Raw genomic sequence first — 13,796 nt, forward strand, 5'->3', positions numbered from 1 at the left:
CATTATTTTACACGATATTTGCACTTTTGCGTAATGGAAGCAAAAGTGGTTGTGAAAAATGACAATCTTGAATATGATACAATTATAAAAAGGAGGATTCGTTATGTACCTAAAAACAACCAGTCCGCAGTTTCTGAAATATGGAAGTATTGCGGAAGAACCTTCCCGATATCTCTCACAACGAACTTATTTTGAAGGGAAAAACCCAACACATTTGGATGTGTATGATGCGAAAGTAAGAATTGAAGTTCTCGAAGGAATTGCCATCCTTGTATTGCAAGAGGAGTTTGGAAGTCGCGAACAATTTGTAATTCATCGTGCACCAATTCTAAACAAAAATACACCATTTACTGTCATTCCCTTAACGCAAAGTGCAGTTATTGAGGTGTCAGTCCAGTCAAAGAAAGCTGTGAAGCAAAGCCGTATTGAATTTGAAGATGAACTTAACTATGAACCCATCCGTCCCAAGTTCTCAGTCACTGATATTTATTCATACTACTATAATGTAAAAGGGAAAGATTACTACTTTCATGGGGAGTCTCACTATAATTGGGAACTTACGTATGTTGACACAGGGGAACTTGTGACTGAGATTGATGGTCAAGAATATACTTTAAGCAGTCAACAAATGATGTTGTACTTTCCGGGACAATTTCATAAGCAATACGTTATTGGTGAAAAAACAGCGTCCTACCTAACCATTATGTTTGATATGAACATTCGCTCTGCAGACGTGCAGCACATGAAGAATAAGGTTTTTGATTGTACGACCGAATTGTATCAATTGACCGATAAGTTTATTCGTCATTCTACTATAATGGAAGAGCAGAATGTGCCCTATGCACGTGATCTGATGGTTTCTTACTTACAGGAAATTATCATCCACCTAATTCAGTATGATAGTCCTAAGAATGATCAACACAGTCTTTCCAATCCCATTCAAGCAAACTTTGAGAATGAGTTGATGAATGAGATTAATAATTATATTCAACGTAATATCTTTGAACCCATATCAGTTGAGGACATTTGTGATCAGTTCTCAATCAGTCGCTCAACACTTCAGGGTTTGTTTAAGAAGAACTTGAACATGCCACCAAAGCAGTACATCAATGAATTAAAGATGTCGAAAGCACAGCATATGATTCTAGAAGAAAAGTATCCAATTACTGAAATTGCATTAAAACTTGGATTCAGTTCAATTCACTATTTCTCACGCAAATTCAAAAAAAGATACGGGCTTGCTCCCAGTGAGTTCTCACAATCCATATACAAAGATACCAATGCCGATATATAAAAATAAGCTCCGCAATTGAACCCGCGGAGCTTTGTGTTACTTATCAATGATGTTTGAAATACTATAGACGGCAACTTCAACGACGGTGTTGTCATTGAGTTTCACCTTAGCAAAGATATTATCGCTATCTTTGTTTACCAGAGTCCCAATCAGTCCTCCAGCAAAGACGATACGCATACCAGGCTTCAAGTCATTGAATAGTTCTGGCATTCTTTCGCGTTGTTTCTTAATGTTACGAGCAGTTGTGACATAATAGATAATCGCAAAGATCGCTACTAAGAATCCAACGGTAAGACATGTATAGAGTACTACTGATAGTGGTGTCATATTAAGTGTCCTTTCTGAGACTAGATTCCGTCTCCATCAAAATCATCATTTGTGTCAACTTCTTCTAAGCTGAAGAAGTCTACTTGAGAAGCCCCTGTTTCGGCGAGTGAGCGTGTGAATGGTATAACTTCAACATCTCCCATACGCATCAAGCTTGCTTCCAAGAGCATTGCTAAGTTTGTTCCTGTAAGAACTTCAATATTGTCAATTTGTGTTGTGATCATTGCTGCTTCCTTAAAGGGTGTTCCACCTTTTAAGTCTGTGAAGATAATGACGCCGTCGCCTTTATCAACATTCGCAATCGCTGCACGCAAGTCAAGACCCAATTGTTCGGGTGTCTTTTCTTGTAAGAATGTGACAACTTCGTATTGTTCTTGTTTTCCTGCAATCAATTCAACTGCGGATGTAAGTCCTTCTCCGAAGTTACCGTGACCTGTTACAATAATTCCAATCATTACTTTGCCTCCTTGTATGAGTATGGGTAGATAATGACACCTTGAACAACACGGTTTACAAGACCTGATGGCCATGGGTTGTCGGGAGTCTTACCTAAATCGATGGATTTATAAAGTGACATTGCTTGTGCATACATCACCATGTTTAAACCAACGAAATCAGTGTTTACACTCTTATTATAGTTAATCACGTGGTAGACATCAACAAGTGCTGCGATGGAATCGTCTTGTTTTAAGTCAACAACCATAATTTGGTTGCCATCACGTTGTCCACTCATCTCTTTGATAAGATCAATTTGGTACTTACGTACATAGTCTGATTCTTTCATATAGATAACAGTTAGTGTTTTTGAGTTAACAATTGATTTTGGCCCATGACGGAATCCAAGCGGTGAATTATGCATTGTAACAACTTCACCTGCCGTAAGTTCCAACATTTTAAGTGCACTCTCTTGTGCAAACCCATTAAGGTCAGCGTCACCCAAGTAAACGATACGTTCAAATTTAAAATCATTAACAAGCTTTTCAATTACTTTATAGTCGCTTGTATTGAATTCGCTACCTACGCGGATAAGTTCTGCAATAGCATCTGCGTGTGTATCCAAAGTATCAATATTGAATGCCAAGTATGCTGCTAAGAACATGTTTGAGAAACTACTTGTCATCGCAAATGATTGGTCATTTGTTTCTTTAGGTAACTTAATTGCATAGGTGTGGTCATCTTCGCGTAAAGCAAGTTTTCCTTCGTGGTTGCATGTAATAATAAGGTGCTTTGTATTTGGGTTTACAATCGATGCAACATCAACTGCTGCGATTGATTCTGGAGAGTTTCCAGAACGACCGAATGAAACAAGCAATGTAGGTTTCTTTGGATCGATGTACAATTCAGGTGTTACAACAATGTTTGTTGTTGCGATTGATTTAAAGTTTGAATTAATATTTTTAACAAGCACGGGTGCAAGTGAATTACCGACGAATTCAGAGGTTCCTGCTCCTGTAAAGATAACATCGTACTCTTTATTTCCTGTAACTTGTTCGATAAACGCTTTAATTTCTGCGCGTTTTTCTTTTATAATTTCGAATGTCTTACCCCATGTCGTTGGTTGTTGCGATATTTCATTGGCTGTATGGAAAGCGGTAAGTGATTCCCAGTGAGCTTTGTCTTGATTAAACATTTATATGTTCTCCGTTTCTAGTTTCTTCCTCATTATCATTATAGGTAGAGATTTGGGGGTCCTCAACCGAATTGGTTAAAGGTGCAAAAAGTGTACCGAAAAAGACAAATAGGGGACTGTAAGTGAAATTGAATATGCGATACAATAGAGTTAATAAGAGAATCGTATAAGGAGAGAAATCATGAAAAAGACCCAAGAGAAGACATTTGTAGATTTCATTAACAAAAAGACATACCGTGTTCCAAAATCCAAAGAAACCTTACTTGGTGTCTATCAAAATCGGTATGCCATTATACTGGCAGTTTGTGTATTGCTCGAAGGTTTTATCTTTGGTTTATGGCCAACACTCTTCTTTGCTCTCGTAACAGTCGTATTCACAGAATATGTATACCGTTCACGATTCTTAAAGTCATTGACAGTTATTCCAACAGAAACGGTTACGAAGAAAGAGATCAACAAACAAGCAACAATCATGAATTGTTTACTTTACCTCGCTTTGGGTATTGGTCTTATCTACTATGCCCTGGGAGAACCCCATCCTGATACACAAAAGATTTTACTTTTAGCCATCGGTGCAGGAACCTTGGGTGTTGGCATCACATACGTCACCAAACTTTTTACTAAAAATGCATAGATAGATTTCCAAGAGATGTCACATGACATCTTTTTTTAGGAATGTTTTTATGATGCTCATACTTAACTGTAGGAGGGCAGATTGAAAGGAAATTAAGATAGAGAGGAGTAATATCTGATTTCCCCAGATTGTGCAATCTGCACCCTAAAGGAGAAAACTATGAAAAAAATTTCAATCATGGAAGGAGTAGCAATAAAGATGTCGAAGGTGGTACTATTAATGATTTCTAGAGGGCAACAGATACGCCCTGTGAGAAGATAAAATGCGTCAGAAAAAGAGATCAATATCAAAAAATATAATAATCAAAGAAGCTATTATTATTTACATCGCTGCAGCGATACTTTATCCCTTAGAAAAAACTGATTTTCATCAAACGCTAATAAGGAGTTCACTCATGAAAGAAATGATTGTCGGTATATTTTCATTTGCAATTTCACTCATTTTGACAAAATTGATGTTAAGAAAATTCTGCAAGATTGAACATATTCTACAATCAAACAGTGAGAATAATGAGTAATTCAATGGGCACAATCCGTGCCTTTTTCTTTTGTGTGCATTATTTAAGAATTGTCAACATTCAATGAATTGTGTAAGTGCAGTATTGATTTATGCAAATCATTCTTGACAGAAAACCTTTAGACTGAAAATGTAAGCGTGTACATACGCAAAAGGAGAAAGAATGAAAAAATTTAGTGTTTTAGTTCTAAGTTTACTCATGGCTTTGACTCTGATGAGTCCGGCGATGCATACTCCCGTTTACGCAGACGAGGAGCCAGCAACTGAAAAGCCTCGCGTCGATGCGACTGGATATGAAATACTGGGTTCTGTCGAAAATGTTGAAGTTCAAGGAACAGATGTTATCTTGACTTTAAGCGATGGAAATAGAACAAAGCTTTCATTTCTAACTGATAATTTATTCCGCTATTATGTTGATATTGAGGATACAGAGTTCCTAAAGTATCCCAAGCCAAATAGCAACGATCATAAAGCAACCATTCTTGCTAAAGAAGAATCTGACTTTATTAGCGAAAGTGGTGTTGTCATTACGGTTGATGAAGGGGAAGTCATTAAAATCTCAACAGCCAAGATTGTTGTAACAATCGAAAAAGCGACATCGCTCTTAACAGTGCGACGCATTGATGGATCGATTGTAATGCAAGAAGCAGCGCCATTAATGTACAAGGGCAATGAAACGGTTCAGTCTTTGGTGGAACATGATGATGAGTACTTTTATGGTGGTGGAACGCAAAATGGACGTTTTTCACATAAGGGAGAAATCGTTAAAGCTGTAAACACAAATAACTGGGTTGATGGTGGGGTCGCAAGTCCAAACCCATTCTACTGGACAACGAAGGGGTATGGGATTGTTCGCAATACCTTTAAGCCGGGTGAGTATGACTTTGGTAAGACGAGTCCTGGTGTTGTCTCTGCAACCCATAATGAAGCACGTTATGATGCGTATATTTTTGTAGGAGATAATCCAGAAGCATTGTTGAATGCTTATACAGACCTTACGGGGAAACCAGCACAACAACCTGATTATGCGTTTTATTTGGGCCATTTAAACTGCTACAACCGCGATGTTTGGAAAGAGACGGGTTCGGCTAGTGGGAAACTCATTGATGGAAAGTACTATTCCGAGCGTAACCCAAGTTCTGGAGAAATCCAACCGGGTGAAGTACAAGAATCCTTAATGGAAAAGAATGGAAACTTACCATTCACCGCACAACGTCAAATTGAAATTCATGAAGAGAAAGATATTCCACTGGGGTCCTTTTATCCCAACGATGGTTATGGTTGTGGATACGGTCAAACTGATTCCTTTGATGGTGATATTGAAGAATTAAAGGCATTTACTGATTTTGCGAACAGCAAAGGAATTGAAACGGGTCTTTGGACACAAGCAAACCTATGGCCACGCGATATCAACAATCCTCAAAAGGGAGAACGTGATATCCAACGTGAAGTTCAAGATGCTGGCGTTCGTGCGATTAAAACGGACGTTGCATGGGTAGGTGCGGGTTATTCAATGGCATTGAATGGTGTCATGCGTGGATACGAAGCAATCACTGAACTGGCAGGAACAAAAGCAATGATTGTTTCCTTGGATGGTTGGGCAGGAACCCAACGCTATGCAGGGATTTGGTCGGGTGACCAAACAGGAGGAAACTGGGAATACATTCGTTTCCATATCCCAACATACATTGGTACCGGTCTTTCAGGAATGCCCAATGTTGGAAGTGACATGGATGGAATTTTCGGAGGGAAAAATCCTGTAATTCAAACCCGTGACTTCCAATGGAAAGCCTTCACACCGTACATGCTTGATATGGATGGTTGGGGTTCATCACAAAAGAATCCATGGGAGTTTGGGGAAGATACGACATCAATCAACCGTGCATACCTTAAGTTGAAAGCAGAAATGATGCCTTATGTTGCAACGATTTCTGCACAATCAGCAAAAACTGGGATGCCGATGGTTCGCGCGATGTTCTTGGAGTATCCGGATTCCTACACACATTCGAAAGCAACCCAATATCAATACATGTGGGGAAGTTCTTTCTTGGTTGCTCCAATCTACCAAAATACCAATGCAAATGCTCAAGGGGATGATATCCGTAACGATATTTACCTTCCCGATGCTGAACAAATTTGGATTGACTATTTCACTGGCGATCAATACCGTGGTGGATCTGTTTTAAATAATTTTGAAGCCCCAATTTGGAAAACACCGGTCTTCGTCAAGAATGGTGCAATTATTCCAATGTATGCTGAAAACAACAACCCACGTGCTAAAGATGCAAACAATCCAAAGGGTCTGGATAAATCAGAACGGATTGTTGAGTTCTATCCACAGGGTGAAACATCATTTGATCTCTACGAAGATGATGGCATCACAGATGGCGGTGCATCGACAACGACACGTATAACCTCTGTTGTTGACGGAGAAAAGGCCACACTTTCAATTGATAAAACGCTTGGAAGTTATCCAGGCATGATCTCACAACGTAGCACTGAAATGATTGTTAATGTCTCTGCTGCACCAAAAGGTGTCAAAGGGAATGTTGGCGGAAGTGATGTTGTCTTTACGGAAGCAACGTCGCGTGAAGACTACGATAAAACAAGTGGCAATGTATACTTCTACGATGAAACACCTGTTTCAATCATCAGTAAATATGCATCAGAAGGTTCGACCTATGACACCGCCCCACTTACAACACGTCCAAAACTTTATATCAAATCTGCGGATACATTCGACATCACAGCGACAAATTATTCTGTAGTTGTTGATGGCTTCAAAAATGAGCAAGAAGTTTCACCCAACGAACTCGTTGAGACACTTGCTGTTCCTCAAAACTTAGCATCACCAGAACAAACACCGTCTTCAATTACATTGGAATGGGACCGTGTTGCCGAAGCACAAACCTATGATGTTGAAGTTGATGGAACGGTATTCTCAAACATCTTAAGCAATGACTATCTCAGTTTGGGATTGCACTATGATACAGATTATACATATCGTGTTCGCACGGTAACATCTGAAGGACACTCAAATTGGAGTGATGCACTGGTTGTTCGTACAGCACTTGATCCGTATCGCAATGTTCCTGTCGGAATGACAGCCGAGTGGAGTGGTGATGGATCGTATGGCGGTACAAAACCTGAATATGTTGTAGATGGTGATGATGCAACACACTTCCACTCAAAAGATGGTGGCGATGCATACACAAATACATTCACCATTGACATGCAAAAGAGTTACGAACTGGAAAAACTCGAATATATGCCACGTCCTGATTTTGGAAATGGAACAATTCGTGAGTTCACACTCGACTACAGCCTTGATGGTCAACACTGGAAAAAAGCAGTGACTGTAGGTACTGATGTTCCTGCTTGGTCATACAAAGTAGGCGATACAATCAAGACGCTAAATTTTGATACGCATATCAAAGCGCGCTATATTCGCTTCTCTGTTACAAATTCTGTAGGTGGGTTCTTCACGGCTCATGAAATTAGACCGTATGCAGTGGATGCAAGTCGTGGTCAAATTGTCGGAGACTGGAACAACAGTGGTGACATTGATCAAGGCGATCTCACATTCTTTGAAAACTATGCGGGTCTGCGTCGTGAAGATGCCGATTTCGGTGGTTATGTTGAAGCTTCCGACCTCAACTTTGATGGGGTCATTGATGGATATGACATTGCTTATGTTGCGCGTCTAATGAATGGTGGCATCAAAGCCGGTAATAAGGATGTCCAAGGAAAGATGTTCATCGTACCTTCGAAAGAACATGCCGAAATAGGTGAAGAAGTAACGTACACAGTTTACGGTTTGGGTATGGAAAATGTCTATGCGCTCAATCTTGAAGTGCCATATGACATAGATGAGCGAGATTTTGTATCCAATTCAAGTGCAGTGCTGACGCAATTCATGACAAGCTTCAGTAAGAGTCGTACACATTCGGATAACTCGCGTGCAAATTATCTTATCTTTACAAATGTTGGCCAACAACCCCTGATTGATGGAACAGGTGTAATCGGTTCTTTCAAGATGGTACAAAAAGTAAGTGGACCAACAGAAATTGGTGTCATGAAGGCAAACTTTGTGGGTGATAACCTCAGTGTTGTCGATGCACTGGAATCGAGTGTTGAACCACCACTGCCAAGTACTGAAAGTAAACTTGCTTTAAGTGACATTAAAAATATGACATTCACAAATGATATTCTAACCACGGATGATGGAACCAACGGTACGAAACTGTGGCAACAATCCAATTATGCAGAAATATTATTTGATGGGAAAATGGGCGATCTTGCGGAATTCAAATGGAAGATGCCAGATTCGGATATTGCCGATTATGTAAAACTTCCAACGACCATGACATTTGAACTCACCAAGGATCAACCAGTGTCGAAGGTGCGTGTTCACAACCGTGCTAAGAATGCAAACGGTAGTGTAACGGCAATGAGTGCGAAAGCGTATCATGGTGATACTGTTTATGACTTGGGTGTTATTCAAGATTTCAAAGCAATTTACGAATGGGAGTTACCTGCAGGAGTTCTTGTTGACCGTGTCGAGGTAGTGGCATTGAGTGCATCAGGAATGGCTACAGGAACCACATCGGGTACTGTTGAAAATCGTATGTTGTCATTGACAGAAATTGATATCATTACCAATGTTGGTGCTGCAGTGGAAAGCGTCGCCTTTGTGGAACTTTTCCCAGAAACAATTGGATTGGAATCATTGAAGGAAATTAAAGCAGTTGTGAATCCATCCAATGCAATTAATCCATTTTATGATCTGGTCTCTAGCGATCCGGAAATTGCCCAAATTACTCGGGTAACAACGGAAGCGGGCTATACATACTTTGTAACTGGAAAACGCGAAGGTACCGTAACCATTACGGCAACAGCTCGTGGTGATAATAGCATCACGACATCACGTGAATTATCGGTAACAAATAAATTGGATACATCATTGCTTGAAAAAGCACTTCAGGATACAGAAGGGCTCTATGAGACACTCTATACACCTGAGACATACACTGCAGTGATAGAGGCCCGAACTGAAGCGTTGTTGGTTATGGAGAATCCACTATCAAGTGCGCAAATTGATGAAGCAACAATCAAGTTAAACATTGCCTTGAGCAAGTTAAAACTCAAAGGGTCAAATATAGACCAACCTGAAAGTACGAATCTCATTGATTCAAATACACTGAGCGTTGTATCGTTTACATCTCAAGCGGATACAGACTATGCATTGAATACAATTGATGGGGATGAGGAAACAATCTGGCATACAAGCTATCAATCCAGTGCAAGCCTTCCTGTTGAGATAGTTTATGATCTTCATGCTACCTATGCGGTAGAGCAACTCAATTTCTTACCCAATACACGCAACCGTAATGGTGATGTTGTGCGTTATCGTATTGAAGTAAGTATGGATGGGGAAACATTTACCCCTGTAGTTGAAGACACGCTTGCTTATGATAATAGTGGTTTGGTCAATCGTTCAAGCTACAAAGTTTCGAAATTTGATAAGGTCAATGCTCGATATGTTAAATTCATTGCCTTAGAATCCCTTGGCAGTAGTTCAACAATCGCGCAAATGAACCGTTATGCATCGATTGCGGAAGTGAAACTCTTCGGAGTCCTTCAAGAAGACGTTACGCCAATTGAGTCCATCACATTTGCAGAAGAAGCAATCACACTCTATATTGGTGATGAAAATCATCCAGTATACGAAGTGACTCCACTCGGAGCTAATGAAAAACTTGTGTGGTCAACGGATGATGCATCGATTGCACAAGTTGTGGATGGCAAAGTAACTGCAGTTGCTGCTGGGTCAACAACAATTCATGTCAAAGCCAAAGGAAGCGACGTGAGTGCAAGTTTAAATGTAACAGTTAAAGCCATTGATATTGACGGGCTTCGCAGTCTGAGTGTACAAGTCACAAGTACGCTAAACAATGATGCGTTCATGGAGACAGTACACGCTGTTCTCAAAGATGCACTCGTGGCAAGCAACGACGTAGCAGTCGCGTTGCTTGCTCGATTTGATGAGACACCAGAACTTGTCACGAGTGAGGAAATCGTCGCTGCATTTACAGCACTCCAAAGCGCGAATGCAAATCTTGAATACCGTCTTGTGATAAATGAACTTGTTGAGTTGGTAAACCTAGACCTTGGAAACTATGACCAAGGAACAATTGCAGATTATCAAGTACTGCAAACTCAAGGACAAACACTCCTTGACGATTTAGCCAATAATCTTGAAAATGTTGCGGAAATGGTGACTCAACTCAAAGAGGCGAAGGATACACTTGTCGACTTAGACAAACAACCTCTACGTGCCCTCGTTGCAACCGTGAAAGCCATGGATTTGGATATCTATACTGAGGCAACGAGAAATGAAGCAGTCATTGCATTAACAGCAGCAGAAACAGTCCTTGATTCGGCAACAACCAATCAAGAACTTGTCGATGCGCTGGATCAACTTCAAACGAAGGTTTCAGCACTTGTACGACGTATGAGCGCAACACAACTCGAAACTATTGAAGCATACAAAGCAATGATTGATGGTGTTGATCTCAGCAAGTATCAATCAGCTACAGCTGATAGCATTGTTGCAATGGCTCAACGTGTGACATCGTTCTTAGATGGAACTGAACGTACAGAAGCTGAAGCAACTGCATTTATTGTTGAGATTCAAGACTTTAAGAGTGTGATTGATAATCCAGACTTGGAAGTTGACGTCGTCGACCGTACTGCTCTTGAGCAAAAAGTTGCAGAAGTTAAGGCGTTGGATGGTACAAAATATACTGAGGTAAGTTGGAATGCATTGCAAGAAGCGCTTCAAACTGCACAACGTGTGTTGTTGAATGCGGATGCAACGCAAGCAGACATTAATGCTCAGGTAACAAGTCTTGAAAGAGCGATTCAGGCTCTTGTCATAAAAACTGATGAATCTGGTGTTGTAGAAGGATTCAAAGGATTACCAGGAGAAATTCGTGTTGGAGATAAATTCACACTTTATCCTGAAAAAGATGATCATCAAGGTCGCAATGGATGGACCTTTGACGAAACATTCTTTGCAGCAACCTTCAATTCGCCAGCAACCTTTGTTGCCCTGAAAGAAGGTACTACAGAGATTAAGTACACGTCACAAGATGGTTCAGTCCAACGTGTCGTTGTAAACATTCAAAAAGCGTTACCCAAAGATACAAATGGTGGAACACTTGTACAAACAGGTGTAGCCAATAATGTAATGCCAATCGTGATCGCTTTAAGCGCCATCACAGGTGGTATTTACTTAGTCATCGCATCAAAAAGAAAGAAGCGATATAACTAAGTTCAAAGAGGTGCTCAATTGAGCACCTCTTTTCTTTTTATAATATATGCAGTTTTTGAAGTATCTTACGATGTGCTGTAACCACAGGGTGGGTCGAAACAACATCTTCAAGGGGTACAAAAAACCAATTATGATGGATATCGACAGAATCGACAATGTATGCCTTGATATTCCAATGAAGGTGTGAGAACTTATGAACTAGAGCATAATCTTCTTCTTTATCCAAGTGACCTTCGATTTGTGGAAGTCGGAAGAGACCTTCCATCAGTCCATCATCATGTTCGTTTGAGATAAGGATTTTACCATCTTGGACCAAGATAAAGACTGACTTATCATAACTGGGAACAGGCTTTGCTTTGGGAACAAACGGTACAACACCCACGACTTCACCACGCCAACATGCGCACATTTCTTCAAAAGGACATCCTTCACAGGTTGTGTTTGATGGTGTACATACTAAAGCCCCAAGTTCCATGAGTGCTTGATTAAACTCATTGGGGGATGCACCATCCTTAAGGAGTTCTTGTTTTAAGAATGCGTCAAAGACTGTATGGGCTTTACGAGCGTTCACGTTCTCAGTATAGTTCAAATAACGCGCCATAACACGCTTCACATTGCCATCAATTACAATTTCGGGTAAATCAAAAGCAATCGATGCGATGGCACTGGACGTATAGTCGCCAATACCGGGTATCTCCATGAGTTTCTTCTTATCAGCAGGCAATGAACTGTCGAAGTGCTCAACAACGTACTGTGCGCCTTTATGAAGGTTTCGTGCACGTCGATAATACCCAAGACCTTCCCACATTTTTAGAACTTCATCAATGTCAGCATTTGCTAAAATATCAACAGTTGGATACTTCTCAATCCACCTGTTGTAATAAGGAATCATTGTGGCTATCTGCGTTTGTTGTGCCATAATTTCGCTAACCCAAATTTTATAGGGATCACGTTGGCTACGAAACGGAAGCTCGCGTTTATTTGCGCGGTACCATGTAATTAATCTATCTGTAAAAGTCATGAGATTAGTATACCCCATCTGTACGATAAATAAAGGATTTCGCATGTATTTTTGAATAAGTTCTCAGGTTCTTTAGCAGAGAGTGATATAATGGAATTAAGAAATTAATGGAGGGAATACAAATGGAATACGTGGATATCAAAAGTTTTGAAATTGTAAAAGGAACGGGAGCAGCGTTTGGTAAGAACTTCTATGACCATACAATTGTCAGAGGGTTTCCAGGACTTGCTGCCTTTGAGGTAGGGATGAACAGTTCCAACCCAGATTATGATTTGGTTGTTGTCACGATTACATGGGTTGATAAAGAAGCCTATCTTAACTTCAAAAAGAGTGATGTTCATGCAGCATCTCACAAACAACGCACACCCAACCCAAATATGATTCGACATCACTCAATGAACTTCGAAAAAGTTCACACACTAATCGTAGACTGAGCTTCATGACTTTACAGAATCTTATATTATGGCTGATTGCAGTGGCGTTCGTTTTGTTAGTTATGTTGATAATCGTCGGTAAAAATTATGCAGTTCGCCAGCATGAAAAGCAACTAAGAAAAGACTTTCAGAATAACAAAGATCACTATCGTGATGTTAAAGCTTCGTTTATTGAAACACGTAAAAATAAAGGCAACCGCATTGAATCATCCTCAAAACACTAAGAGATTAGTGTTTTTTTGCGTCTTTCCAAAGTGAGAAAAACAGATCAAGTCCAAGCAATGTAAACCCCTGAGTAGAAGAGTGGTTTAAACACGGAACTGATGAGAAAATAATCAGCGTCAAGCCAACGTGTAATATCAAATTCTGGTGTTCCAATTGCTTGGAAGGAACTATCAACCATGAGAAAGACTCTCAAAGCACCCAATAAGAAAGTAAATGCGAAAATGCGTAGTATATTCATCAAGCAACCTCCTGTTGTTTAATTGTATTATAGTATGGAATCAATCCCGTCACAAATTCTGATTCGTGCTGTGATATAATTCCATTAGAAAAGGTGGTACATCATGGCGATAAGTTTAGTGATTTTGGGTTTCACAGGTGT

11 protein-coding genes are annotated in these 13,796 nt (G+C 40.1%); 6 read left to right on the forward strand and 5 right to left on the reverse strand.

The features are described from left to right. The first annotated feature begins 103 nt into the window (after window positions 1–103). A complete protein-coding gene (locus tag G7062_RS02625) occupies window positions 104–1,294 on the forward strand; it encodes a helix-turn-helix domain-containing protein (protein WP_166064373.1) in 1,191 nt (396 codons plus the stop codon). Between the two features lie 36 nt (window positions 1,295–1,330). On the opposite strand, the gene yajC is transcribed toward G7062_RS02625, so the two are convergent. From yajC to G7062_RS02640, 3 genes are read right to left on the reverse strand one after another with little or no spacing between them, the layout of a single operon-like run. Then, complete coding sequence (gene yajC / locus G7062_RS02630; RefSeq protein ID WP_166064374.1) at window positions 1,331–1,621, reverse strand: preprotein translocase subunit YajC; 291 nt, start codon at window positions 1,619–1,621, stop codon at window positions 1,331–1,333. 20 nt (window positions 1,622–1,641) lie between these two features. After that, the gene (gene agaF, locus G7062_RS02635; protein ID WP_166064375.1) at window positions 1,642–2,076 is read right to left on the reverse strand and encodes a PTS galactosamine/N-acetylgalactosamine transporter subunit IIA; all 435 of its coding nucleotides are present in this window, start codon (window positions 2,074–2,076) and stop codon (window positions 1,642–1,644) included. Beyond that, window positions 2,076–3,251 (reverse strand): SIS domain-containing protein, encoded by a 1,176-nt coding sequence (locus G7062_RS02640; protein ID WP_166064376.1) that lies wholly within the window; start codon window positions 3,249–3,251, stop codon window positions 2,076–2,078. Before G7062_RS02640 ends, agaF begins: the two co-directional genes overlap by 1 nt. Before the next feature lie 181 nt (window positions 3,252–3,432). Here G7062_RS02640 and G7062_RS02645 point away from each other — a divergent pair, with 181 nt between their 5' ends. The 3 genes from G7062_RS02645 to G7062_RS02650 all read left to right on the forward strand — a co-directional run bounded on the left by G7062_RS02645 (window position 3,433) and on the right by G7062_RS02650 (window position 11,737). Next, a complete protein-coding gene (locus tag G7062_RS02645; protein WP_166064377.1) occupies window positions 3,433–3,885 on the forward strand; it encodes a hypothetical protein in 453 nt (150 codons plus the stop codon). A 394-nt stretch (window positions 3,886–4,279) separates the two neighbouring features. Next, window positions 4,280–4,402 (forward strand): hypothetical protein, encoded by a 123-nt coding sequence (locus G7062_RS11525; protein ID WP_256370771.1) that lies wholly within the window; start codon window positions 4,280–4,282, stop codon window positions 4,400–4,402. 162 nt (window positions 4,403–4,564) lie between these two features. Further along, window positions 4,565–11,737, forward strand: a complete 7,173-nt coding sequence (locus G7062_RS02650; protein ID WP_166064378.1) for a discoidin domain-containing protein — start codon at window positions 4,565–4,567, stop codon at window positions 11,735–11,737. A gap of 37 nt (window positions 11,738–11,774) precedes the next feature. Here G7062_RS02650 and mutY read toward each other — a convergent pair whose 3' ends face one another. Next, complete coding sequence (mutY, locus tag G7062_RS02655) at window positions 11,775–12,758, reverse strand: A/G-specific adenine glycosylase (RefSeq protein ID WP_166064379.1); 984 nt, start codon at window positions 12,756–12,758, stop codon at window positions 11,775–11,777. A 122-nt stretch (window positions 12,759–12,880) separates the two neighbouring features. Between mutY and G7062_RS02660 the strand changes: the two genes are divergently transcribed. Both G7062_RS02660 and G7062_RS02665 read left to right on the forward strand, forming a co-directional pair. Further along, window positions 12,881–13,192, forward strand: a complete 312-nt coding sequence (locus G7062_RS02660) for an antibiotic biosynthesis monooxygenase (protein ID WP_166064380.1) — start codon at window positions 12,881–12,883, stop codon at window positions 13,190–13,192. A gap of 5 nt (window positions 13,193–13,197) precedes the next feature. After that, window positions 13,198–13,416 carry a hypothetical protein gene (locus tag G7062_RS02665; protein ID WP_166064381.1) on the forward strand — a complete coding sequence of 73 codons (219 nt, stop codon included), beginning with the start codon at window positions 13,198–13,200 and terminating at the stop codon, window positions 13,414–13,416. A 44-nt stretch (window positions 13,417–13,460) separates the two neighbouring features. Here the strand turns inward: G7062_RS02665 and G7062_RS02670 are convergent, their stop codons facing one another. Then, window positions 13,461–13,655 (reverse strand): hypothetical protein, encoded by a 195-nt coding sequence (locus G7062_RS02670; protein WP_166064382.1) that lies wholly within the window; start codon window positions 13,653–13,655, stop codon window positions 13,461–13,463. Window positions 13,656–13,796 lie beyond the last annotated feature (141 nt).

Source organism: Erysipelothrix sp. HDW6C, from assembly GCF_011299615.1.
Taxonomy (GTDB): domain Bacteria; phylum Bacillota_I; class Bacilli_A; order Erysipelotrichales; family Erysipelotrichaceae; genus Erysipelothrix.

Excerpts from the sequence above, each read along its gene's own strand:
- G7062_RS02625 (WP_166064373.1), top strand. The coding sequence starts at position 104 with ATGTACCTAAAAACAACCAGTCCGCAGTTTCTGAAATATGGAAGTATT.
- yajC (WP_166064374.1), bottom strand. The coding sequence starts at position 1,621 with ATGACACCACTATCAGTAGTACTCTATACATGTCTTACCGTTGGATTC.
- agaF (WP_166064375.1), bottom strand. The coding sequence starts at position 2,076 with ATGATTGGAATTATTGTAACAGGTCACGGTAACTTCGGAGAAGGACTT.
- G7062_RS02640 (WP_166064376.1), bottom strand. The coding sequence starts at position 3,251 with ATGTTTAATCAAGACAAAGCTCACTGGGAATCACTTACCGCTTTCCAT.
- G7062_RS02645 (WP_166064377.1), top strand. The coding sequence starts at position 3,433 with ATGAAAAAGACCCAAGAGAAGACATTTGTAGATTTCATTAACAAAAAG.
- G7062_RS11525 (WP_256370771.1), top strand. The coding sequence starts at position 4,280 with ATGAAAGAAATGATTGTCGGTATATTTTCATTTGCAATTTCACTCATT.
- G7062_RS02650 (WP_166064378.1), top strand. The coding sequence starts at position 4,565 with ATGAAAAAATTTAGTGTTTTAGTTCTAAGTTTACTCATGGCTTTGACT.
- mutY (WP_166064379.1), bottom strand. The coding sequence starts at position 12,758 with ATGACTTTTACAGATAGATTAATTACATGGTACCGCGCAAATAAACGC.
- G7062_RS02660 (WP_166064380.1), top strand. The coding sequence starts at position 12,881 with ATGGAATACGTGGATATCAAAAGTTTTGAAATTGTAAAAGGAACGGGA.
- G7062_RS02665 (WP_166064381.1), top strand. The coding sequence starts at position 13,198 with ATGACTTTACAGAATCTTATATTATGGCTGATTGCAGTGGCGTTCGTT.
- G7062_RS02670 (WP_166064382.1), bottom strand. The coding sequence starts at position 13,655 with ATGAATATACTACGCATTTTCGCATTTACTTTCTTATTGGGTGCTTTG.